25 protein-coding genes and 1 riboswitch are annotated in these 23,476 nt (G+C 40.8%); of the genes, 14 read left to right on the plus strand and 11 right to left on the minus strand.

Features of this window, described 5'->3' with window-relative positions; translation table 11 throughout:
• Positions 1–30: 30 nt before the first annotated feature.
• Positions 31–219 (minus strand): DUF6954 family protein, encoded by a 189-nt coding sequence (locus BSO02S_RS12050; protein ID WP_066067128.1) that lies wholly within the window; start codon positions 217–219, stop codon positions 31–33.
• A 243-nt stretch (positions 220–462) separates the two neighbouring features.
• On the opposite strand from BSO02S_RS12050, the gene BSO02S_RS12055 reads away from it, so the two are divergent.
• On the plus strand, positions 463–1,266 hold the full coding sequence (locus tag BSO02S_RS12055) for a prohibitin family protein (RefSeq protein WP_066067130.1): 804 nt from the start codon (positions 463–465) through the stop codon (positions 1,264–1,266).
• Positions 1,267–1,381: 115 nt separating this feature from the next.
• On the opposite strand, the gene BSO02S_RS12060 is transcribed toward BSO02S_RS12055, so the two are convergent.
• Positions 1,382–2,293 (minus strand): DMT family transporter, encoded by a 912-nt coding sequence (locus tag BSO02S_RS12060; protein WP_066067133.1) that lies wholly within the window; start codon positions 2,291–2,293, stop codon positions 1,382–1,384.
• A 188-nt stretch (positions 2,294–2,481) separates the two neighbouring features.
• Positions 2,482–4,173 carry an Ig-like domain-containing protein gene (locus BSO02S_RS12065; RefSeq protein WP_066067136.1) on the minus strand — a complete coding sequence of 564 codons (1,692 nt, stop codon included), beginning with the start codon at positions 4,171–4,173 and terminating at the stop codon, positions 2,482–2,484.
• Between the two features lie 214 nt (positions 4,174–4,387).
• On the opposite strand from BSO02S_RS12065, the gene BSO02S_RS12070 reads away from it, so the two are divergent.
• Both BSO02S_RS12070 and BSO02S_RS12075 read left to right on the plus strand, forming a co-directional pair.
• Positions 4,388–5,962, plus strand: a complete 1,575-nt coding sequence (locus BSO02S_RS12070; protein WP_066067140.1) for a GW dipeptide domain-containing protein — start codon at positions 4,388–4,390, stop codon at positions 5,960–5,962.
• Positions 5,963–6,110: 148 nt separating this feature from the next.
• Positions 6,111–6,557 (plus strand): VanZ family protein, encoded by a 447-nt coding sequence (locus tag BSO02S_RS12075; protein ID WP_066067142.1) that lies wholly within the window; start codon positions 6,111–6,113, stop codon positions 6,555–6,557.
• Between the two features lie 81 nt (positions 6,558–6,638).
• Here BSO02S_RS12075 and BSO02S_RS12080 read toward each other — a convergent pair whose 3' ends face one another.
• Positions 6,639–7,499, minus strand: coding sequence for a 5'-methylthioadenosine/S-adenosylhomocysteine nucleosidase (locus BSO02S_RS12080; protein WP_066067144.1), 861 nt, complete (start codon positions 7,497–7,499; stop codon positions 6,639–6,641).
• 168 nt (positions 7,500–7,667) lie between these two features.
• Between BSO02S_RS12080 and BSO02S_RS12085 the strand changes: the two genes are divergently transcribed.
• Positions 7,668–8,309, plus strand: coding sequence for a hypothetical protein (locus tag BSO02S_RS12085; protein ID WP_066067145.1), 642 nt, complete (start codon positions 7,668–7,670; stop codon positions 8,307–8,309).
• 87 nt (positions 8,310–8,396) lie between these two features.
• Here BSO02S_RS12085 and BSO02S_RS27070 read toward each other — a convergent pair whose 3' ends face one another.
• The 4 genes from BSO02S_RS27070 to BSO02S_RS12100 form a co-directional block, all read right to left on the minus strand.
• A complete protein-coding gene (locus BSO02S_RS27070; protein ID WP_157081450.1) occupies positions 8,397–8,534 on the minus strand; it encodes a hypothetical protein in 138 nt (45 codons plus the stop codon).
• 168 nt (positions 8,535–8,702) lie between these two features.
• Positions 8,703–9,686 carry an LCP family protein gene (locus BSO02S_RS12090; protein WP_066067147.1) on the minus strand — a complete coding sequence of 328 codons (984 nt, stop codon included), beginning with the start codon at positions 9,684–9,686 and terminating at the stop codon, positions 8,703–8,705.
• A gap of 196 nt (positions 9,687–9,882) precedes the next feature.
• The gene (locus BSO02S_RS12095; protein WP_066067149.1) at positions 9,883–11,100 is read right to left on the minus strand and encodes an aminotransferase; all 1,218 of its coding nucleotides are present in this window, start codon (positions 11,098–11,100) and stop codon (positions 9,883–9,885) included.
• Positions 11,097–11,603, minus strand: a complete 507-nt coding sequence (locus BSO02S_RS12100) for an Lrp/AsnC family transcriptional regulator (protein ID WP_066067150.1) — start codon at positions 11,601–11,603, stop codon at positions 11,097–11,099. The genes BSO02S_RS12095 and BSO02S_RS12100 overlap by 4 nt, the downstream gene beginning before the upstream one ends.
• Before the next feature lie 428 nt (positions 11,604–12,031).
• Between BSO02S_RS12100 and BSO02S_RS12105 the strand changes: the two genes are divergently transcribed.
• The gene (locus BSO02S_RS12105; protein WP_066067152.1) at positions 12,032–12,577 is read left to right on the plus strand and encodes a transposase; all 546 of its coding nucleotides are present in this window, start codon (positions 12,032–12,034) and stop codon (positions 12,575–12,577) included.
• Between the two features lie 970 nt (positions 12,578–13,547).
• A riboswitch (cyclic di-GMP riboswitch) is annotated at positions 13,548–13,634 on the minus strand.
• Positions 13,635–13,641: 7 nt separating this feature from the next.
• On the opposite strand, the gene BSO02S_RS12115 is transcribed toward BSO02S_RS12105, so the two are convergent.
• Both BSO02S_RS12115 and motA read right to left on the minus strand, forming a co-directional pair.
• Positions 13,642–14,367, minus strand: coding sequence for an OmpA/MotB family protein (locus BSO02S_RS12115; RefSeq protein ID WP_066067156.1), 726 nt, complete (start codon positions 14,365–14,367; stop codon positions 13,642–13,644).
• Positions 14,345–15,136, minus strand: coding sequence for a flagellar motor stator protein MotA (motA, locus tag BSO02S_RS12120; protein WP_066067158.1), 792 nt, complete (start codon positions 15,134–15,136; stop codon positions 14,345–14,347). The genes BSO02S_RS12115 and motA overlap by 23 nt, the downstream gene beginning before the upstream one ends.
• A gap of 101 nt (positions 15,137–15,237) precedes the next feature.
• Between motA and BSO02S_RS12125 the strand changes: the two genes are divergently transcribed.
• The 4 genes from BSO02S_RS12125 to BSO02S_RS12140 are packed head-to-tail and all read left to right on the plus strand — an operon-like array spanning position 15,238 to position 17,782.
• The gene (locus BSO02S_RS12125) at positions 15,238–15,681 is read left to right on the plus strand and encodes a YaaR family protein (RefSeq protein ID WP_066067160.1); all 444 of its coding nucleotides are present in this window, start codon (positions 15,238–15,240) and stop codon (positions 15,679–15,681) included.
• A gap of 30 nt (positions 15,682–15,711) precedes the next feature.
• Entirely contained in the window at positions 15,712–16,125 is a 414-nt protein-coding gene (locus tag BSO02S_RS12130; protein WP_066067161.1) for a flagellar basal body-associated FliL family protein, read from the plus strand.
• 14 nt (positions 16,126–16,139) lie between these two features.
• Positions 16,140–16,985, plus strand: a complete 846-nt coding sequence (locus BSO02S_RS12135; RefSeq protein WP_066067162.1) for a flagellar hook-basal body protein — start codon at positions 16,140–16,142, stop codon at positions 16,983–16,985.
• A 14-nt stretch (positions 16,986–16,999) separates the two neighbouring features.
• Entirely contained in the window at positions 17,000–17,782 is a 783-nt protein-coding gene (locus BSO02S_RS12140; RefSeq protein WP_066067164.1) for a flagellar hook-basal body protein, read from the plus strand.
• A 30-nt stretch (positions 17,783–17,812) separates the two neighbouring features.
• Here BSO02S_RS12140 and BSO02S_RS12145 read toward each other — a convergent pair whose 3' ends face one another.
• Entirely contained in the window at positions 17,813–18,253 is a 441-nt protein-coding gene (locus BSO02S_RS12145; RefSeq protein ID WP_066067166.1) for a PilZ domain-containing protein, read from the minus strand.
• Positions 18,254–18,409: 156 nt separating this feature from the next.
• Here BSO02S_RS12145 and flgM point away from each other — a divergent pair, with 156 nt between their 5' ends.
• The 5 genes from flgM to BSO02S_RS28385 all read left to right on the plus strand — a co-directional run bounded on the left by flgM (position 18,410) and on the right by BSO02S_RS28385 (position 23,441).
• The gene (gene flgM, locus BSO02S_RS12150) at positions 18,410–18,673 is read left to right on the plus strand and encodes a flagellar biosynthesis anti-sigma factor FlgM (protein WP_066067167.1); all 264 of its coding nucleotides are present in this window, start codon (positions 18,410–18,412) and stop codon (positions 18,671–18,673) included.
• Entirely contained in the window at positions 18,670–19,146 is a 477-nt protein-coding gene (locus BSO02S_RS12155) for a flagellar protein FlgN (protein ID WP_066067170.1), read from the plus strand. Before flgM ends, BSO02S_RS12155 begins: the two co-directional genes overlap by 4 nt.
• A gap of 35 nt (positions 19,147–19,181) precedes the next feature.
• Positions 19,182–20,630: a flagellar hook-associated protein FlgK gene (gene flgK / locus BSO02S_RS12160; RefSeq protein WP_066067171.1), complete on the plus strand. Its 1,449-nt coding sequence runs from the start codon at positions 19,182–19,184 to the stop codon at positions 20,628–20,630.
• A 13-nt stretch (positions 20,631–20,643) separates the two neighbouring features.
• Positions 20,644–21,522: a flagellar hook-associated protein FlgL gene (gene flgL / locus BSO02S_RS12165; protein WP_066067173.1), complete on the plus strand. Its 879-nt coding sequence runs from the start codon at positions 20,644–20,646 to the stop codon at positions 21,520–21,522.
• Positions 21,523–21,836: 314 nt separating this feature from the next.
• Positions 21,837–23,441 carry a flagellin N-terminal helical domain-containing protein gene (locus BSO02S_RS28385; RefSeq protein WP_066067175.1) on the plus strand — a complete coding sequence of 535 codons (1,605 nt, stop codon included), beginning with the start codon at positions 21,837–21,839 and terminating at the stop codon, positions 23,439–23,441.
• The last annotated feature ends 35 nt before the right edge of the window (positions 23,442–23,476 follow it).

Here is a 23,476-nt window from a genome sequence, read left to right on the forward strand (position 1 = left end):
GGCCAATTTCAGCTGTTTTTTTCCATTGTGCTACCTTTTATTGGCCCAATTGATGGCGATTCGGTAAAAAATCACTAGTACGATATAAATAAAGAGAACAGCTGCAGCGGTTAATAGCCTTTCTTGTAAAACACCGTCTGCAAATAAAACAGGCCCAAGTCCAAAAAATGTGACAAGTCCAATAAGAATGATAAAGACGACGTGTAATACGTACCTCATAAACATCCCCCCGTTAATTCTTATTATATGATAAACGCTTTATTTATGCCGGCGGTTACAAAAAATATACCAATACTATCAATGTATAAAAGTGGAACTATTTTCATAAGGTTATCTGAACGGTGATTTTGTATGGAAAAGGTGTGGAGCGCCATATTGGTTTTCAGTGGAATGGGTACGGTGGCACGCTAACTTTGAAATCATGTATTTTTTTGGAAAATAAGTATTAAGGGGGGAATCCGAATGAAATATATGAAATCTATTATCGGCGGACTGATTGCGATTGTTATTTTGGTCGTTGTCTTTTTTTCGACGACAACCGTAGCATCGGGCAATAGAGGCGTTCTTTTGCAATTAGGGGCCGTTAAACCGACCATTTTTACCGAAGGGTTTCATTTTAAGATCCCATTTATCCAAACGGTTCAATTGATGGAAGTCCGGGTACAAAAAGAAGAAAGTTCTCAGACGGCTGCTTCAAAGGATCTGCAAATCGTCACTACCAAGGTGGCCGTCAACTATTCCGTTGATCCGGAAGCTGTCAATAAGATTTATCAAGAAATCGGCTTGGATTATCGATCACGTATCGTTGAACCGGCGATTGCCGAATCACTAAAGGCGATAACCGCCCAGTATACCGCAGAGGAGTTAATTTCCAAACGCCCAGAAGTATCGGCGCAAGTGAAAGACATGCTTGGAAAAAAACTAACCAAATATTATATGATCTTAGAAGACATTAATATTAAGGAATTTGCTTTTAGTGATGAATTCAATAAAGCGATTGAATCCAAACAAACGGCCGAACAAAATGCCTTACGAGCAAAACGGGACCTCGATAGAGTCAAAATCGAAGCCGAGCAGAAAATTGCTCAAGCACGTGCAGAAGCCGAGGCATTAAGGTTGAAAAAGCAAGAGGTAACAGAGGAATTAATCCAATTAAAACAAATCGAAGTCCAAGAAAAGGCCCTGGAAAAATGGGATGGCCACCTGCCAAGCGTAACAGGCGGAGCAACACCATTTATTGACTTGAATGGACTAACGAAAAAATAACTGAGCGGTGCCTGTCACGCCCCGAATAATCTTGTTTCACAGGATTGTTCCACGGAGAATTATTCAAGGCTAGGAAGTACTCCTGTAAAAATATAAGGCCCCTTAGACCTATGTTCTAAGGGGGAGATGTTCCATCATTTACAGTTAGTGTCACGGGCTTCTGCTGCTGACTCAAAAAGAAAAAGACTCCGAGCAGGACGAGCACGCCTCCGGCAATTTGCCAGCTGACGAGACGTTCATTCAATAAAAAGTAAGCCAAAATTGTCGAGCCGACGGGTTCTCCTAAAATACTCATCGAGATGGTTGTCGCATTGACGTAGTTTAAGAGCCAGTTATTAATTATGTGACTGATAGTAGGAATCGTGGCGAGTAAAAGGAAAATCCCCCATTCCTTAGCTGGATAGCCGCTAATCGCCACTCCTGTAGAAAAGTTATAAATAGTAAGAAAAATAGCTGCAGAGAAAAAGACACAAAAGCTATAAAGCCAATGCGATATTTTTTTGACGATGGTTTGACCGATTAATAAGTAGCCAACCACCGAGATGACGCTAAAAAAGGAAAGAAGATCGCCCTTTATGGCATCCTGACTTAAACCGAAGTCTCCCCAACCAATCATTACTGCTCCGATGATGGCAATTCCCATTGTCATCAATGCGGACATTGTCGTCCGTTCCTTAAATAGAAAATAGCCCCCGGCCAACGATACAATCGGCTGCAAAGTAAGAATAATCGTTGAACTTGCAACCGTCGTTAACTTCAAAGACCCAAACCAAAGCATAAAGTGCAAGGCTAAAAAGAGGCCAGAAAAGAATAAAAGGAACCAATCTTTTTTAGCAATTTTCTTAAATTCATGGCGGTTATTCCAGACGATTGGCAACATTAAAATACTTGCAAACCACATCCGATACATACTTAAAATTGAGGCTGGCGCGTCGGACCATTTGACAAAAATAGCCGAAAACGAAATGGCAATGATTGAAATGGTCAGCGGCAGGCCGATGGACCTTGAATGTTTTTCCTGTTTCATCTAGTACCTCCTGTAAGGTGCCTGTCACGCCCCGAAGTTTGGTGGATTTTGTCGAAAGGGTGCAAATGTATTCAATAGAAAGGGCAGACCTATGAAGGTCTGCCTTATTGTTTATTTGAGCATTATAGTATTGAACATCGATGACTGTCAAGCCCTAATAAGTCGTTGGCTAGAGCTGTGCTTTCCACTTATTTTGCGGCTTTAACAGTTACCTTTGTACTGCTGCTCTTATTATTAGCTTTATCTTTTGCTGAAATATATAACACGGTGCCTTTCTTTTGGGCACGGATTTTCACACTGAAGTTTCCTTTGCTAGAAACTTTGCCAGTAGCTAATACCTTTTTGCCGTTACTGATGGTGATTGTTGAGCCTGCCTCTGCTTTTCCTTTGACCACTTTGGTCTTTGAATTAATAGCATAGACAGTTGGTTTGGCTGGTGCGGTCTTGTCAATGACTTTAACCGTTCTCGCCTTGCTCACATTGCCCGCTGTATCCTTTGCGGTTACTGTAAGGATGGTATTTGCTTTTTGTTTCTTCATCGAAAGTGTGAAAGTGCCTTTAGATGAAGTTTTTCCTGAAGCAACAACCGTTTTTCCGCTTTTAACGGTAATATAGGAAGATTTTTCTGCCTTCCCTTTAATGACTTTATCGTTGTCATCAACGGTACTAACTGTTGGTGTCGATGGAGCAATTTTATCAGCGACTTTAATCGTTCTTGCCTTACTTACATTGCCTGCTGCATCCTTTGCCGTGATGGTAAGGGTCGTTCCAGCAGTTTGCGCTTTAATTTTAAGAGCGAAAGTTCCTTTTGAAGATGTTGTTCCAGAAGCAACCGTCGTCTTTCCATTTTTAACGGTAATAAAGGAATTGGCTTCTGCTTTTCCTTGAATCACCACGTCTTTATTGCTGAAAGAATTGACTGTTGGCATTGCTGGCGCAACTGTATCTTTCACGATGGTTACTTCTTTTGTGATAATCGGCATGTTCAAATAGTAAGCTTGTACTTTTACTTTCCCTGCTTTTTTGGCAACTAGTTTATTGCCGCTGAAGACAGCGATGTCAGAGTTGGTTGTTTTCCAGACTACATTTTTCGTAAAGTCGCCTAATATAAGTACTTTAAAGCTGTAAGTAGGAGCGGCTGCGCCCACTGTAACGGTGCTGGCACCCGAGATGTCGCCGCCTCTAGAGCGGATGAGTCCAGATGAAAGGGCGGCAGAGGCCGATTTGTTTGGATCAGCGACTGCTTCTGCCTTCGTTCTCATTGTAAGGAGATCACTCACTGATACGCCTAATTTTTGTGAGAATAGGCCGTCAAACCCCTTGAATTCGTTTTGAGAAAGAGTCGTATCCTTCGCCGCATTTATAATTTTATCAAAGCTCAAGTGATCATTTTTTACAAACGATGTTACTAGTTGAGCTTCCAAGTTTTTCTCGAAAGCAGCAAACATGGAAACAGCCTGGTCAACGGAAAGCTTTCCGTCAAAAATTTTCGTGAATTCTGCATCGTGATTCTTTTTGAAGTCAGCTAATGCCGTTTTGAATTCAGTGGCATTCGTTGTGTATTGCAGTCTCGCTAGATCAGCTGCCAGTTTCGCAGCAGTTCCCGCTTTCTTCGTTTTACCATCAATTTTATTTACTAAATCGTTGCCAAGAATACTAGTAAAGTTTACTTTTGCGACATTGCCGTAAGCCGTTTTAATATCAGCAATATCGGAAGCTGTAAGCTTTTTATAGATCCCCTCATGATATGAGACAATATCTGTTGTCCCTGCTGCATAGGCAGTATTTGTCGTAACCGCTAAGTTTCCCGCAAGCGGTGTTAAGGCAATTGTCCCTGCCAGAATAAATTTAAACGCATTCTTATGTAGTGATATTTTCATAGATACTCCTCCCAGTCTTCCATTATTATACTTTAAAGAAAAGTATAATAAAAGAAGTAATTCGCGGGTTTTGGGGAAACTTGTGTGATACTGTCGATATGGGTTCCAAAATTTATTTAGTTTTCCAAAATTTTTCTTAAATTAAGTGATTGGTAATAGTATAATAGTCTCTATGAGTCTGTTAAATATATAAATTAACTTATTTGGAGGAAAAATGAAGAAAACAGTCATCTTAGTGTTAGCGTGTTTATTATTTGTACTAGTACGGCCATCGCTTATGAGTGCGAAGGAGCCGGCGAATCCTAATGTGAATGATTATATCGTCTCTCGCAATCTAGCACCGGCGAAAGTAGAATATGATCATAAAAGTGTGTTTACGAAGTTTAATTATCGAAATGGCTTTGGTATGGTTGAGGGGGTTGTGGCCCATGAAACGGCTAATAGCGGCTCAACGATTACAAGTGAAATTGCGTATATGGTGCGAAACCATGAACATGCCTTTGTGCATGCTTTTGCCGACGATTCCCGTGTGATTGAAATTCATTCACCGGATTATGGGGCATGGGGCGCCGGACCTGTTGCGAATAAGCGGTTTGTTCATATTGAGTTAGTTAGAGTGAAAACGTTTGAACAATTTGCCCAATCGATTAATAACTATGCGAATTACATTTCATCGATCCTCTATAAGTATAACCTGCCAGTGGTAAGCGCTGAAAAGACGGGTACAGGTACGCTGTGGTCCCATTATGCAGTGACAAAACACCTGGGCGGAACGACCCATGGGGACCCGCATGGGTATTTTAATCAATGGGGCTATAACTGGGATCAGTTTGTTCAGTTAGTCACGATGAAATACCAGGAACTGCCCGATAAGGCGAATAAAATGGTGAATACGAGCCGATTAGGACAAGTACGCACCAGTCAGGTCATCATTTATAAAAACGCTAGTGATAACATGACCGGCTTCCCGGCAGCTACAGCCTATACTAACGAAACGTTTTATATTAAAAAATCTATCATGATAGACGGGGATATCTATTACCTCCTAAGTGAACAGCCAAGCAGTGTAACGGGTGTTGTCGGCTGGGTAAAATCCGCCGATTTGACCAGTAATCCGCATTCCACGCTCGATAGTAAGGCGAAAACATTGTATATCAGCGGTCAGGGAAGTGCCTATAGTAAGCCGTGGGGCAGTATCAAGGATACTATTTATAAGGACCTCGCCAAATACAAAGGAAAGGAATTCAAGATTGATTTAACAGAAAAAGTTGGCAATAATACGTGGTACCGTGGAAGTTTAGCTGGGAAGAAGGTATGGGTTCACTCCGGCTTCCTGACAAAGACGGTAGAAAGCAGCGCGAGCCGTTTAGGCAATATCAAAAAAAGCAGCGTGAAAATTTATAAAAAACTTGGTTCCAGTTCTTCCTTTAAGGCTGGGACATCATACACCAATAAAGTTTACTATATTAAAAAACAAGGAAAGCTGAGCGGTCAAACCTACTATTTACTAAGTAAAAATGATAATGGTACTGGTACAGCAGGCTGGGTGAAATCCTCCGATTTGACCTCCCATGGGTATACTGTGGTAAACAAAAAGGCGAAGACCTTGTCTATCAAAGGCAAAGGCAGTGCGTATAGCAAAGCATGGGGCGGAACGAAGGATATTGTTTATAAGAAGCTTTCACCGTACAAAAATCAGAAATTCAAAGTTCAGCTTACCGTAAAGGTAGGAAATACCAACTGGTACCAGGGAAAGCTGGCTGGAAGGACGGTTTGGATGAAGCAATAAAAACGGTGCCTGTCACCCCCCGAATAATCTTGTTTCACAGGATTGTTCCACAATTGAAATTCTGGGTGTGACAGGCAAAGGTAAAGATGCTGAATTTTTACTAATGAATCTTAGGTACAGTCGCAGTGCTGCAGGAAGGATAGTAATCATGTCTTACTATAAAAAACTAATTTTATTTTTTCCATGGATGATCGTCCTTCTGTGGATGATGCTCATCTACCATTTTTCAGCGCAGCCGGCAGTCCATTCGGATCAGCTTAGCAGGGGAGTAACAGCCGTGATTATGGATTTTGTTATGCGGTTTATTCCTGGAATGGATCTAAGCATGGATCGATTTGATCACGTTGTCAGGAAAAATGCCCATTTCCTTATCTACCTTATGCTTGCTATCTGGGTATTTCATGCGCTGTTGAAAAGCAGGATCTACGGATTAAAGAGCGTTTTTCTAGCCATGGGAATCTGTATTCTGTACGCCATTTCTGATGAAATTCATCAAGCATTTGTCCCAGGCAGAGGCCCACAGCTAAAGGATGTCTTCATTGATAGCGCCGGAGCACTGGTTGGAATAGTGGTCTACAAAGTAATCTCACGCTAACCGGTGCCTGGCACCGCCCGAAAGTTGTCGAAAGTTGCGAATGCAGGCGCAAACTTGCTACTGGATGCTGTGCAAACTTTGTTATTTCCCCAGCGCTTTGACAATTTCAATAGCGAATTCCGCACAATAGTGCCCGGCGGTTTCTAAATCCTCTATCTTCTCACCTGAAACTTCGGAGTTTGAGATGGTTCTGACAGATAGGAAGGGAATGTGAAAGCCCTTTGCCACTTGGGCAACGGATGCTGCTTCCATTTCTTCGGCACTTGTTCCGGCGGTTTTATGGAACCACAGGATTCGGTCAACCTCTCTATTCCAAAAATCAGTGCTGCCAATTTTCCCCACGACTACCTTGCCATGCTTATATTTATCAGCAATACGTAAAGCGGCTTTCACAAGCTTGGGGTCGCTCCTAAATGATGCATATTCCTTTATTTTCCCGTTCTCTCTCATTTCTGTTTTCGTGAATTTCCATGTCCTCGGGCGGATTCCTTGTCCAGCATCTAAATGCTCGGACGTAAGTCTGCCAATATTCATCACCTCTGAACCGATCACGGTATCAAATACATGAAGATTCGGGTCATGGCCTCCTGCCGTCCCTTGATTAATAATGACCTTTGGGTGATAGTTTTCGATAAGTAACGCAGTAGAAGCAGCAGCATTAACCATCCCGATTCCCGTTCTGGAAATAACGACGGGGATTTTATTTATCTTCCCAAGATAATAGGTATAATTACCATGGGTTTCTTGTCTGTATGCCCCCATTTCCTTAAGAAGGACCGAAACTTCTACATCCATCGCCCCTTGAACAGCAATCGGCGGATGGTCCAATTGCTGGTTATGTAGAGAATCAGTGGATGCCCCCATTACGGAAGAACATCCCATAAGTAAAAATGTTATCATCATTAACGCTGTGAAAATGTTTAATTGAATAAACCTCTTCATGCCTTAGAAAACCTCCTTTATAAAACAGTACAATTAATGTAAGTATTTTACAAGGCGGTGCCTGTCACCACCCGAATTTTGTCGAATAAACGGGTATTTCATTCCGAGAAATTGTACAATAGGTATGGAAATAAGATTTCGCAATAGATTATGTTTAGGGGTTATGAAATGGATATGAAAGAAAAGTCGTTAATTACCTATTACTATGATAAATTAGTGGACAATTGCTTTGATGAGAAGGATGTTTATCCCTTTTTAATCCTTGTTAGCCATAAAGGCAAGGAAATTACATGTATCAATGAGCTGGCGGATTTTGTTATGCATCGGGGGCAGAACGAGGGGGTTATCAAGGAATATCTGCAGAAAACAACCCATAAGTTTGAAAACCTCGGGAAGATGAACGCAGGCATCAGAATCGAGGATGTATTTTCGTTTAAAGAAATTAAAAATGGCATCAATAAGGTTATGGTTGATTGTCAGTTAAGTGGCTTATCCAATGAAAAAGTTAACGATTTTATCACCTGCCTGATCTCAATCCTGCAGCATGTCAAAATTACTGAAGCCGGAAAAGAGATTGGCCAGTTATTTTTTGCAATCGCCAGTAAACAGGTCATGTTAATGGCGGAAGTAGATGTTGTCCAAAATGGACAGAAGAAGACCACCGCTGTTTTTCCAGTGCTGACAGCCAATAACAATTATATTGATATTAAAAAGAAAGACAAATATGATTCACCCTATTTCTTCGAGGACAAGGTCATTGAAATGACAAATCAGGATGGAAAATTGGAGATTATCGTTCCAAATCGGTGAAAGACTCACATGGAAGAGGGGCCAAGCGGTCACAAATTTTGAATTATTCGCTCTGTGTTAGAAAACGGACCAGCTCAGGGCAAAACATTACTTGTTTTGCCCCATATCACTTTCTTTTGGCTGGGTAAAGAAAAAGATGAATAGAATGATAGGGAGAGCAATCAGAAAAACTCCTGCTGCCCCTGGAGTAACGGTTGGAAAATCAGTTAAAGACATACGTATCATTTCTTCTTCCCTCATAGAGATAAAGGCCCATAGTAAAATATGCAAAAATACACCGGCACTACGCAATAATGCTGTCACGCCACGGTTTTTGTCGAAAGTTTTATAAAATAGAAAAAAGCAGATGAGTCGGAGGAATGTTCATTCCGATTCGTCTGCTTTTTCTTTTACTCAAAAATATTGAGTCATGATATCTTCTATCTTTTGCGGGTCAATGACTAATTGATAGTTTGTTGCTTTTAAGATATCATCATACAGCCTTTTCCCTTCGCCAGGAATTTGATGATATTCTAGTTGTTTGCTAGGGTCGAAGTCTTTTACGGCTAATCCAAAGCTTAACATATCTGATGTTGACATATTTGTCGCGACGACAAAATCAGGAACTGATTTCACTAAGGATGGCAGCTTCCCAATGTTACTTGGACTTAAGACTTTTTTGGCAATTCCCTTTAAGGCTTCCTCCTGTAGGCGTTGACGGCTATATTCTCCGTCTTCAAGTGAATAGCGCTCGTGAACGACCTCTGCCACCATTTTTCCATCAAAAGAGTGACGTCCAGCGGAAATTAGTTTATTTTTATTTTCTCGGTACCATGGATGGGTTAATTTCATATTATATGGCACATACATATCAATGCCGCCGACCGCATCGACGAGGGACTGAAAGCCCAAATAATTGGTTTCTACATAATAGTTGATTGGAACGCCCATTAATTCGCTGACTGAACTGACCGCGGCTTCCACCCCGGCTTGTGTTCCTTTTGTTGATTGAATAATATATTGAACACTTGTTAGTTTCGTATAACCATAGCCGTCTAAATGAACACGGGTATCACGGGGAATACTAACGGCTTCAAATTTCTTTTTTGTTAAATCAGCATGAATCAGGATCATCGAGTCTGAATGACCAACCTTTTCACCTTTTCTTTGGTCCGAGCCGATTAGTAGCAGGTTAAAGATAGGATCTTTTATTTCTACCGTCTCATCTGTTAGATTGGACGTACTAGATTTACCCGAGTTGACGACAGGTACGGATGTAAAGTGGTTCTTCGGTTGTAACTGATAGTATTCATAGCCAAACACTGCAATTCCTATCAAAAGAATTCCCAAAACGCTAAAGCCTATCATCTTCCATTTGCGTTTACTGATATTTTTCATTAGTTTCCTCCGTTAAAATAGATACATATAGTCTATTATACCTAAAATCTGGTGCCTGTCACGCCCCGAATTTTGTCGGATTGTGATTGTTTTTGGATGGCGGAATGGAGTGGACAAATTTATTAAAAAAAGGCCCAAATTCTGTGTTTTAATCATACAGAATTTGGGCCTTTTTTCGTAGGGAAAAAAGATTCATTTATTCCTGTGTTACTTTAAAATTTTCTGAGTGGTTAACAGCAACCACGCCTCGCGATTCAACAAACCGCTGGATTCGTTTAAGTGCCTCTTGAAGCTGCGACATGGAGGCGGCGTAGGAACATCTGATATACCCTTCACCGCTTTCGCCAAAGACATGACCGGGAACTACGGCGACTTTTTCCTGGATGAGCAGTTCTTCAGCAAATTGCTCAGAGCTAAGGCCGGTAGCCCGGATTGAAGGGAAAACATAAAACGCTCCGCCGGGCGTGTGACAATCCAAGCCGATTTGATTTAGCGTTTGGACGACATAGTTCCTCCGTCTGCGATAGCTATTTCGCATCGATTCCACTTCATGATAGGTGTTGCGGAGTGCTTCGATAGCTCCATGCTGCAGCATATGCGGTGCGCACATGGTCGTATATTGGTGAATTTTTAGCATAACCTCGACAAATTCCTTCGGTGCCGCTAAGAAACCTAATCTCCAGCCCGTCATCGCGAAGCCTTTGGAAAAACCGTTGATTAAAATGGTTCGCTCATACATGCCTTCAATAGAGGCGACGCTTGCAAAAGCTTCATCATAGCTTAATTCCGCGTAAATCTCATCGGAAACGACAAGCAGGTCATGTTTTTTTATGACTGTTGCGATTTCTGTAAGTTCCGCCTTGGTAAGGGTGCTGCCTGTTGGATTGTTCGGTGAACATAACAGGATCGCTTTCGTTTTTTCAGTTATCGCTTTTTCGATTTGTTCGGATGTCACCTTAAATCCATTATCCGGTGAGGTAGCAACGGCAATCGGATTCCCGCCGGCGATGGAAACCAATGGGGCATATGAAACAAAGGCCGGTTCGACAATCAGGACCTCATCCCCTTGGTCTAAAATCGCGCGAAAAGCGAGGTCGATGGCCTGACTGGCCCCAATTGTCACAATAATTTGATTTATTGGGTCATAATCCACCCCAAATCTTGAACCAAGATAGAAGGAAATCTCTTGTCTCAATTCGAGCAGACCCGCGTTTGCGGTATAGGAGGTATAACCTTGTTCTAGTGAAAGGATCGCCGCTTCCCGAATGTTCCAGGGAGTGGTGAAATCCGGCTCGCCGACCCCTAACGAAATCACGTCGTCCATGCTAGCCGCCAAATCGAAAAATTTCCTTATTCCAGAAGGCTGGAGTTCTTTGGCTGTTTTAGAAATATAGCGGGAATAGCCATTTTTCATGGTGAAACCACCATCCTACGGTCTTTATCATCGTTGGCACCGCGAAAATTCACCCCATCATGTTTGTATTTTTTTAACATGAAATGGGTGGTCGTGGACATGACATTTTCAATGGTCGATAATTTTTCGGATACGAAGGCCGCGATTTGATTCATTGTTTTTCCTTCTACTGTTATCGATAAATCGTAGGCGCCAGACATCAGATACAAGGAGGATACCTCAGGGAAACGGGAAATTCGGCCGGCAACCTCATCGAATCCCACGCCCCGCTTTGGGGTCACCTTTACATCAATCATCGCAATGACATTTTCCTGCCCCTCGACCTTGCTCCAATCGATTAAGGTCGGGTAACTGATAATAATCTTCTCTTGTTCTAACTTTTCAATGGTCGTTCTAACCGTTTCCTCGCTGCATAAAGCCATAGATGCGATAGTTTCAACAGATATTTTGTGATTCTCTTCAATGATTTTTAAAATTTCAACTTCTTCACTAGTTAACTGCATAATTTGGGCTCCCTTCTTCGCTTTCGTTAATATTAATCCAAAAACCGGTGCCTGTCACTCCCCGAATTTTGTCGAATGTGAAGATGCTTGGTTCCGCCCTTGAAGACTGGGGTGCTTGTGCTTGCTGGTGTATTTTTATAATTTATTTTATAATATTTTGCAGGAATTTTTGTTTTTTTGTAGAATGGTAATATGTGAAATAATGTATATTTGGGCTTTAATTTCTTCTACGAACCCTTTGCCTGCTCCGATCCATCTTCGTTCTCTTGATTCTTTCATTTTTTCCTTAATAGTTTGACACCTGTCGGTATTACCAGATTGATGCCATTTCTAGGCATCCTCATTTGTTGAAATAAACAATATATATTTGGAGGTTTTTTATGGTGGGTAAGGTTCAAAAACAACAAATGAAAGGGAGGAAAGTGTAAATGCCACGAAAAAAAAGAATATGGCTGCCAAACTATTTTTATCATATCGGTAATCGCGGAAACCGCCGAGATCCACTTTTTCAAAACTACGATGACTTTCTAGCCTTTTTTCACATCCTTCAGCGGCTACATGAAAAAACTCCTTTTGAAATTGCCTCTTATTGTTTAATGACCAACCATTATCATCTGTTATTGCGTTCACAAGAAGTTCCCATTTCGAAACTTATGGCCTTTATCAATAAACGGTATGCCAATTACTTCAATACAAAGTATGACCTAACCGGTCATGTGTTTGAGAAGCGCTTTTTCGATAATATTATCGTCGATGGTGTCGGAATGCTTGATGTCAGCCGCTACATTCACCTGAATCCTGTCGTAGCTGGGATTGTAAAAGAGCCGGAGTCCTATCCGTGGAGCAGTTATTTTCTTTATAAGGACACGAAGCCCGAACCGCCGTGTTATATGAATATTGAAAGTGTATTAGATTTTTGCGATGGATCAATTCAACAAAAGAGAGAAAGCTACTGCAGAAGTTTGCGCTTGTAGGGTGCCTGTCACGGCCCGGTTTTTGTCGAATTTAAAGAGGGAATGAGAAATTTTTAGGTCAGTGGAAAGCTTTGGTGCGCATGCTTATCCTATTCAATATAGAAGGTGAGCGATTATTTTAATCCAGCCGATAAACGCCATCCATAACGGAACACTTAGCGACGTCCCCCATAATAACCCTATAAATAGTTTCCCCTGCTCGTCCATGAAATCCACTCCTAGTAATAGTGGTAGATTACCAAAATCCATTATTTTCTTTACGATAACAAATTAATGATGGGAAAAAGGGAGAAACGCGTAGGAACTGAATAAAAGATTACGACAAATTCGGTGACAAATTCGGTGCCTGGCACGCCCCAAATTTTGTCGAATAAACTGTTCTATTTTTGTGGTGAATTCCTTAGTGTAGAAAAAGGTCATTATATACCGGGTTATGGAAATAAACCTTGTTTATTATGACCTTATATTGACGATTTAATCAACACCGCTGGGACGATTACTTTGGCAACTAATGCGTACCATAAATAAATGACCTGCCTAGGGGGCAGGTCATTTTTTAATGAAGAAACAATCTTCGACAAATTTCGGGGCGTGACAGGCACCGTTTAGACGATGGTAAGAAATTTTTCTTTGGAGTTTGATTTTTAGTTCGTAGTCTAAACATCCTGCGAGTAATAATTCATGGTAACGCATTCTAAAAAAATGCCATTCTCGTTTAAATTTTGCCCAAAATAAATTGAAATTCATACCTTCCACTCCTTATAATTTCGTCTCAAAAAGGGTTTATGCTTCAGATCCTTTTATCAATATCAATATAAGTGGTTAGCTAGAATGGTAAGACAAGTGCTTAGTAGAATTGTCCCAAGCATGATTAAGGCATAAGTCAGATTTTTTTTCTGCTTTTTCTTTTGAATTGATTTTTCTGGTGTAAGCCAATAACTTTTTGACATCAAAAATATCTCCTTTGCTTGATGGTAACTGGCTGGCCTTGTTAATTTCTAAAGAGGCCCCTATAGTTTTGCGTCCTCACTTTTCAATGAGTTTGCCCTTGATATAGCTACTAACTACAATCCATTATCCCTTTTTAGAATAGTAATATCAACTCTGCGATTTGCTTGTCTGTGTTCAAGCGAATCATTTGGATAAATAGGATTTTGTTCACCGAATCCGGCAAACTGCAGCTTGTTTGAGGGGATGGCCCTTTCCTCGAAAAAATAAAGAACTGCCAACGCCCGCGCTGCTGATAATTCCCAATTCGATTTGAATTTACCCCCGGTTATTGGGACGCTGTCGGTATGACCCTCGATGCTGATTGGATTATGTACATGCTTAATTAAATCAAGGAGGTCATTAAGGATGGTAAGTGAATCTCCTTTTAGTTCATCGCTGCCTGATTCAAACAAAATCACATCCTTTAACGAAAGCTTGATCCCTTTTGGTTCGTCTTTTATGGTGATGACCTTGTTTAAGCCTCGTTCATTAATATACTTTTCAATTTGATCCATTAAATTTTGTAATTTCTCTTTCTCATCTTGTTTGCTCCCATCTTCCTTTTCTTTTTTGATTTCTTTCGTGATTCCGCTATTTTCTTTTACAAGGATACTGCTTCCTTGTCCCTTTAAGGCAGTATTCATCGAAATCATAATTTGTTGCAGCTTATCGTTGTTAATATTTCCGGAAGCAAATAATACGATAAACAGCGCTAGCAGTAATGTTAAAAGGTCTGAGTAGGGGATTAACCAGCTCTCGTCAATATGCTCGTCGTCCTCACGCGGTCTCCGCTTCTTCACTTATCATTTCCCCCTGCTTTAAACGTGCCTTTGAAGGTAAATAAACAGACAGCTTTCTTTCAATTAACTTAGGTGTTAACCCCTCTTGCATCCCTAGCAAACCGTCAATCATCATGATTTTAATGTCTTGCTCTTTTTTAGAAATCCGCTTTAATTTATTCGAAATTGGATGCCAAAGCACGTATCCAGAAAAAATACCCAAAAGGGTCGCGATAAATGCCGCGGCGATGGAATATCCTAATTTATCCATATCCTGTAAGTTCCCTAACGCAGCGATTAACCCGACAACCGCACCTAAAACCCCTAAGGTTGGAGCATACATGCCCGCTTGACTAAAGATTAAACTTCCAACCTTATGTCTTTCAGCAGCTGCCTCTAATTCATCGAACAAGATATCCTCCATTTGCTTTCGATCACTGCCATCAATAATCATTTCTAATCCATTTTTTAAAAAGGGATCATCAACAGAATCCGCGATTTCTTCTAAGGCTAACACCCCTTCCGTTCTAGCAATAATCGACCACTCTACCATCATGTCGATTATTTGTTCCTTCGTTGGCAACTTTGGTTCAAATAAAACAATTTTTAATAGAATGGGAAACTTCTTGATTTCGCTCATAGGAAAAGCAACTAGCAGTGTAGCAATTGTCCCGCCAAATATGATTAGAAAGGCAGCGGGATTCGCAAGGGCTTCCATGGAGACCCCTTTTAATATCATACCTACACCGATAAAAACAATCGCTAATATAAGACCGATAATGGTTGTCATTAAATTCTCCTTTCCTTTTTATTCTTAAAAATTTATACTTTCATTGTATTGAGGTTTACAAATTTCGACAATAATATTTTCTGTGATGGTGGTGTTTGCATTTGAAAGTTGGTCAAGGATTAACTATACATAAGGAAATTTCGTATTCTCAAAAAGAAGCAAAAGCAAAAGAATTAGCGAATTTTCAACATATTTTGACTGAAAAACAAACAAGCGTTGCAAAAGAACATTTAAACACCCTTTTGGAGGGGATTACGAAACAAGGAGAGCGGCTTGTCCGGTCACAATCATTAAAAGATCTTCATGATTATAAAAGGTTAATCAGATCCTTTTTGCAGGAGGTCGTAAAATATGGCCTCTCCTTAGAAGAAACGACATCTTTTTCACCTTTGTCTAGTAGAGAGAAAAAATTAAAGGTAATAAAAGAGGTTGACAAAAAATTATTAGAACTTTCAGAGGAAATGATTGAACGCGAAGACCAAAATATCCGTTTATTAGATAATATAGGGGAAATTAAAGGACTATTGATTGACCTATATCTATGATTGAACGAACGGAGGCGTGTAAGAGACAGGATGAAAAAATTAAAAAGCGTTGTTTATCTGTGTATTATCCTTGCTGTATTAAGCGCCGGCGGTCTATTTTACTATCAAAAAAACATAGCACACGCTGGTAAAGGGGAAGCTGCCTCATTGGATGCTCTGGCCGACCAAACGATCCAAACGAACCAAATCAGCACCAACCTTAATTCAGATAACCTGATCCAAGTGAAATTTTCGATTGAATTAGATTCCATGGGAACGAAAAAGCAAGCGGAAAAAATTGTTCCAATCATCGAAAGTGATATTATCAAAATCCTTTCACTATCCAAAAAAGAAGATTTTAAGGATATTGCAGCCTTCGAGAAAAAAGTAACAGACCGATTGAATGAAAGATTCACCACAGGAAAAATTAAACACGTTTATACAACCGAATTACTGATTCAATAAAGGAGCTCAAAACCATGCTTAGAGGGTTAGATACAGCAGCATCTGGAATGATTGCCTTACAAAGACGCCAGGAGGCATTAACGAATAATCTAGCAAATATCGAAACACCCGGTTATAAAAAGGTAGATACTACCTTACGAGCTTTTCCTGAAGTTTTTCTGGAAAGAATGAACGATTCAAAAAGCAGCCCTAGTGGGAACACGCGCGGCTATTCCTGGATTGGTTCGATGCAGCAAGGCGTATACGCACAAGAAAATATCTCGAGCTTTCTTCAGGGGCAGCTTATCGAAACCAATAATCCGTTTGATGTAGCGATTGAGGATCAAAATATCCCCCTCAAAAATGGGCAAAAGCCAAGTGTGTTTTTTGCTGTTGCTAATGCCAATGGCGAGATTCGCTATACTCGAAACGGAAGATTTACGGTAAATGAAAATGGACAGCTCTGCACGTTAGAAGGCAATAAAGTGTTAAACAATCACGGGCATCCGATTCAGATGGACCCTGAACTTGCTTCAAGTAAGGTTTCCATCAACGAAAAGGGTGAAATTAGTGTAAATCCAGATGGTGCCACTAACAGAAAAATAATCGACACGATTGGGATAGTACTCATTCAAAACCCCAACAAACTAATCAAAGAAGGCAATGGAACGTTTAAACTAGACGGACAAAATCCGCCAATCCTAACAGAAATGCCAGCAGAAGTGCGGCTGCATCATAAAATGATTGAAAGTTCGACTGTCGATCCGACGTTGACAATGAGCAACATGATGGAAAACGTGCGATTATACGAGGCGAATCAAAAGGTTATCCAAGCATACGATCGTTCTCTTGAACTGTTAAATTCAATCGGAAGAGTATAAAAGGGGATTAGAACATGAATACTTCGCTATATATTGCTACAAGTGGTTTAAATTCCTATCAAAAAAAGTTAGATACGATTTCAAATAATATGGCCAATTCCGAAACAGCGGGCTTCAAACGAAGAGAGGCCTCCTTCGAAGAAAATTTAGCGATTTCCATCAAAAATCAAGCAGCGGATCATCGAGAAGTCGGCCGGCTGACGCCTTACGGGATTCGTGCTGGTTACGGGGTCCATGTGAACGGATCGCAAATGATTTTAGATCAAGGGACCCCTAAAGCAACGGATAATCCCCTGGACTTAATGATTACCGGAAAAGGGTTTTTTCAAGTAGGAAAAAAACAGGGGGACAACACCGAGGTTTTCTATACAAGAAATGGCTCGTTTCAAAAGAGTCCAACCGCCAATGGTACCTATCGCTTAGTGAACGCAGAAGGCTACTTTTTATTGGACAAGAACAATCAACCGGTGGAAATAGCTGACGGCATCGACTTTTCTGTTAATGGAACGGGAGTTGTTGCTGCTACGAACCAACAAATTGCGATAGTTGATTTTGCCAATCCGCAAAAATTACTCAATGAGGGTGGAAATGTCTTTCGTTTTACCGGGAAGGGCAGTGAAATCATCGGTGCCGCCACTTCCACCATCCAGCAGGGATATATCGAATCCTCCAATGTGGATTTAAGCAAAGAGGTGACCGATATGATTTCAACGCAGCGCGGATTCCAATTTAATTCACGGTCCATCTCTTTTGCCGATCAAATGATGGGCATTGCGAATGGGATCATTAGAAGCTAAAAAAGAGCCAATAGGCTCTTTTTTTTAGCACTATAGAACAACTTTTTCTCTGCCTTTATCCCAAAGAATTTTAAATAGCTTTTGTTCAGTCTTTTCGTCTAAAGGTAAAAAATGGACACCGAAATCGTATAAACCGTTGTCTAGTCTTTTCCGTCTTTCAATTTTTCCAGCCAAGGAGAAGTAATCCCCTAATTCAAAATTCACCATGAGTTCATCCACACCAGATAAATCTTCATACGAAATGAGTCTCATCCCAGAAATACTAATATCACGGATCGAGCCATAGAAAACAGCGTCTGGAGAAGAAGGAACAGTAAACGTACACTCATGCTCCCATAGACTAAGACGAAAAGCGTTACGTCTATTATTTCTTGTTGGTGCGACTATCTTTCTTTTTCTAGAAAAATATCTAACTAGCACAATAAGAATGATGAAAACACATAATGCAACAGCAAAATAAACGGTATTCAAGTGAGTCGCCCCTAATCATTTGGTAATAAATAAAATTTACCACTATAATCCATCTATGAAAAGACTTTTTGAACTAAACACTTCCTGGTAAAATGTCGATAATAACTAGTAGATGGACATTGATTCGGAATTCGGAATTCGGAAGGGGAAGGGCAGATGAAAATTAATGACTTAGGTCGATTACAAGGCCTGCAATCCTATAAAAATTCAATTAACAAGGCTCAACATCAGGATGTTAGCAAAAAGGTACAGGTGGATAAAGTTGAGTTTTCCCAGGCAGCACAAGAAAAGATAAGTGTGGAAAAGGAAAAAAGAATCCAAGCGCTGAAGGAACAAATTGAAAATGGCAGCTACAAAGTCGACAGTGGAAAAATTGCTGAAAACTTACTTTCTTCTTGGCGTAGAGGGAATGAAGAATGACGTCTTACGAACCATTAAAAGCGATTTTAGATGAGATGATCTCGGTTTATGAAAAACTATTGCAAGTAGGGAAAGAAAAACAGGCAGCGATCATTAAAGGAGATCCGGAACTACTGCTCTCCATCTTTCCAAAAGAGTCTGCTTTATTAAAAGAGATTGGCTTGCTAGAAGTTAAAAGACAGACAGAAACGGTGACCTATCAATCTCTTTCCTTGGGTCAGATTATTGATAACAGTTCTTCAGCGAAAGAAAAGGAAGAACTGTTATCCGCACAAAGCGAATTAAAAGCGAAACTAAAAGAATTAGTGGCCCAGCAAGAATTAAACCAACAGCTCATCGAAAATTCGTTAGCCTATATCAATAGTATGTTGGGTTTATTCACACAACAACAAGAACCATCCATTACATATTCAGCGAGAAATTATCCGAAGGAAAATAATCATTCAAGGAGTTTCTTTGATGCAAAGGTATAAGTGGCTTCAAATGAAACAGCAAGGAGGAAACGTAAATGAGTTCAACCTTTCACGGGATTGAAATTGGAAAACGAGCAATTTTTGCACAGCAAACGGCTTTAAGTGTAACAGGGCATAATATCTCCAATGCCAATACGGAAGGTTACACTCGGCAAAACGCCATTACACAAGCCTCCAATCCGCTTTCTTACCCGGGGATGAATGTTGGAAATGGCCCCTTGCAGATCGGGACAGGTGTCGAGACGAAGGAAATCAACCGGATCCGCGATACTTTTTTAGATGGTCAGTTTCGCCGTCAAAATGACCAGCTTGGGTATTGGAATGTAAAGCAAGATACGCTATCGAAAATAGAAGGGACGTTAAACGAGCCAACTGACAATGGCTTGCAAGCAAGCTTTGATCGGTTTTGGCAATCGTGGGAGGATTTATCGAAAGAGCCTGATAGTTTAGCAACACGTGCCGCACTGCTTTCCAATGCCAATGCCTTGGCTGGCCGATTTAATCAAATCTCAAATTCTATGGATCAGTTAAGCTCGGATTTGCAAAATCAACTCTCCACGAAAATGCAGGAAATGAATAATCTAACGAAGCAAGTTAGTGAGTTGAATCTGCAAATTGCGAAAATTACGGCGAGCGGACAGCAGCCCAATGATTTATTGGATCAGCGGGATTTGTTAATTGATAAAATGTCGAATATGGCTGACATTACTGTGAAGCCTGCCGGTAATGGAATGGTAGATGTTTTGGTTGGACAAGAGTACCTCGTGAATGGGGATCGGAATTCCTCTCTCACTTTTGATCCGGCGATGAACCAAACATCCTTGAACGGGAAAAGTATTTCCTTCAAATCCGGGGAAATCGCGGGAATGGTCGAGTCGTTAACCAAGGATATTCCTTCTTTCATGTCTAAAATAAATGAGCTTGTCACGGTGTTTAGCAGGGAAGTCAATCAAATTCACAGTGATGCTAGTGCGATGAATTTGGACGATATTCAAAATCGAAAAAATGACCCGAACGCTGTGCTTGATCAGATTCCATTTTTTGTTGCTAAGGGCGGGACAGGCAATCCGGCAGCAGCCGGCGAAATAACGGTAAATCCGCTCATCCTATCGTCACTGAATAAAATCGCAGCTGCAAGAGAAGCGAATGTAAGTGATGCGGGGAATGCTAATTTACTGAACAACTTAAAATTCAAACAGGTTTCTTTTTCAAATCAATCGACGTCGATGAATAATTTCTATCGTACAATTATTGGAGATATTGGCATCAAGACCCAGGAATCGATTCGAATGGAAAATAATTCAGAAATTCTAGTACAGCAAGCGGAGAATCGCAGACAATCGGTTTCCGGCGTTTCCATTGACGAAGAAATGACCAACATGGTTCGCTTCCAGCAATCATACAATGCGGCATCAAGATACATTTCCGTAATGGATGAGGTGCTTGATAAATTAATTAATGGAACCGGAAGAGTGGGAATCTAGGAGGTGAAATGAATTGCGCGTTACACAAAATATGTTAAGTACGCAGGTGATCAGGAATATTCAAACGAATTATCGAGCGATGAGTCGATACCAGGAACAAATCGCTTCCGGTAAAGCGATCAATCGAGTTTCCGATGACCCGGTAAAATCGGTACAAGTTATGTCATACCGGTCGGCTTTAACGGAAACAGAACAATTCAAGCGCAATGCCGAAGATGGTTTGAATTGGCTCGAAACAACTGATCGGGCGCTGGATGATTTGACACAAGTCATGCAGAAAGTAAGGGAACTAACTGTTCAAGGCAGCAATGGCGTGAATAACAAGGATTCCTTAGAAACGATTGCAAAGGAATTAAAAGCGTTAAAAGGAAACATCGGCGATATCGCCAATGCCAGGCTAGGTGACCGCTTTTTGTTTGCCGGAACGGCTACCGATACTGCACCGTTTGAAAATGGCGGATTCGTGAGTACAAATAATGATCCCCTTTCATGGAATGTCGGACAGGGTGTTTACATGAAGGTCAATGTTAATGGGACAGACATATTCAATTTTCAATCGGACGGATTAAACCTATTTGAAACCGTCGAAAAAATCGCCGGGGAACTGGAGGCAGGTCATGATCCAGAGCAATATTTAGACCACCTGGATAAGCAAATGAACAATCTTCTCGCCCAGCGCTCCATCGTCGGCTCCAATGTCAATCAATTAGAAATGATGGTCAATCGCTTGGATCAAACCGAGCTTTCCACGAAAAGCATGCTTTCCAAGACAGAAGATGCGGATTTGGCCGAGATTATCACCAATTTTACCATCCAGCAAACGATACTTAATGCCGCGTTATCATCCGGTGCGAAGGCAATCCAGCCGACGCTGGTGGACTTTTTACGGTAAAAATAAGAGTGCTTCGAAAATTGACTTTTCGTAGCACTTTTTTTTTTAGGCGAACATATGCAGGCTTAAAAAAATGATTCGCCGATAAACCCCTCGAATTCGCTGATAAACCTCTTCAATTCGCTGATAAAACGCTTAAATTCGCTGATAAAATTCTATTATCCCTCTAGATGACAAAAACCAGCCCCCAATTTTGGAAAAATATAAAAAAACCCTCATCATCCCCTCTCCACACTAGGAAAAATGCCGTTAATTAATAGTAGCAAGACAAAAATAAATGTATTTGTAAAACACGACTAGGAGGAATATAAAAAATGAGAATCAATCACAACATTTCCGCATTAAATGCCTATCATCAATTAAGCGCAAACTCATCTGCAGCATCAAAGAACCTTGAAAAATTATCTTCAGGTTTACGTATCAACCGTGCTGCTGATGATGCAACAGGTCTAGCAATCTCTGAAAAAATGAGAGCACAAATCCGCGGCTTGGATCAAGCATCACGCAATGCTCAAGACGGAATTTCCTTAATCCAAACGGCGGAAGGTGCAATGAACGAAACCCACAGCATCTTGCAACGTGTTCGTGAACTAGCAAACCAAGCTGCGAACGGGACTTCAACCAAGCAAGATAAAGAAAATATCCAAACAGAGGTAAATCAATTAATAAATGAAATTGATCGTGTTGCCAACGATACCGAATTCAATAGCTTTAAAATCTTAAATGGCGATATCTCTAAAACAGCTAAATTTGCTCAGTCATCAGGTGGTTCAGTTGATAATGTAGTCGCCTCTGCAACAGCTGCTGCTGGTACAACAACGGTCAAAACTACAGGTCCTTTAGCTGCAGCTACGGCATCCATTTGGCAAACAGGATCATTAGAAGATCATAGTGGAGCAGTTCCTGCAGCAGTTACTGGCGCAACTAAACTGACTGATCTTGGTGATGGAACTTCCAATTACGGTCTTCAAGTAGGCGATGAAATCAATCTATCCGCAGTAGTGGGCGGTGAGGTGAAAAATTCTGTATATGTAGTAACTGCTGAAAGCACGTTAGATGACTTTATGTCTTCTGTAAAAAATACATTAGGAGCTTCTACTGTAGCAATGGATACAGCTGGCGGTGCTGCGACGGCTGACGTAGACGCTATGGGTCTAGACGCACCTGCTTCTACTGCAAATTCACTAGTCATTACGGGTCAATCAGGAGCGGCAAATGATATTAGTACCTTAACAATCAGTGCTTCTTCTTCAGATGGTATTTCTCGTTCTTCCTTTAATACGGAAATGAACGGCGGGACAAATTCTGGACTAGAACAAATTCAAGTTGCAGGTAACAAGGATGATTATATCGCTCAAGTCGACATTAATGGAGACGGTAATAAAGGTGCTGGAGATGGAAGAATTGCCGTGCGTTCTAACTCAGTGGTTAAGGTTTCTAATCTGCAATTATCCTTTAAAGATACAATTACAACTAATGCCACATCGACTATTACCGTAGGTTCGGCCAATAATACAGTTTCCATCCACGTGGGTGCAAATTCAGGACAAACATTGGAAATCGGTATTAACGCAATGGATTCAGTGGCTTTAGGTCTTAAAAAGGACGGCGTAAATATCTCTCTTATGAGTGAAGTTGGTGCCGAAAATGCATTAAAAGTTTTAGATAATGCAGTTAGCACCGTATCTTCTGAACGTTCTAAATTAGGAGCGATTCAAAACCGTTTAGAGCATACAATCAATAGCCTTGGCACTTCTTCTGAAAACTTAACGGCGGCAGAATCCCGTTTAAGAGATGTTGACATGGCCAATGAAATGATGCAATTTACGAAAAATAATATCCTTTCACAAGCAGCTCAATCGATGCTTGCGCAAGCAAATCAACAGCCACAAGGAGTATTACAGTTGCTTCGTGGTTAATAGCTAGTTACTCCAATTGAAAAGAAGTCTCTTGT

The sequence above is a fragment of the Neobacillus soli NBRC 102451 genome, assembly GCF_001591665.1.
In the GTDB taxonomy this organism is placed as follows: Bacteria; Bacillota; Bacilli; order Bacillales; family Cytobacillaceae; genus Neobacillus; species Neobacillus soli.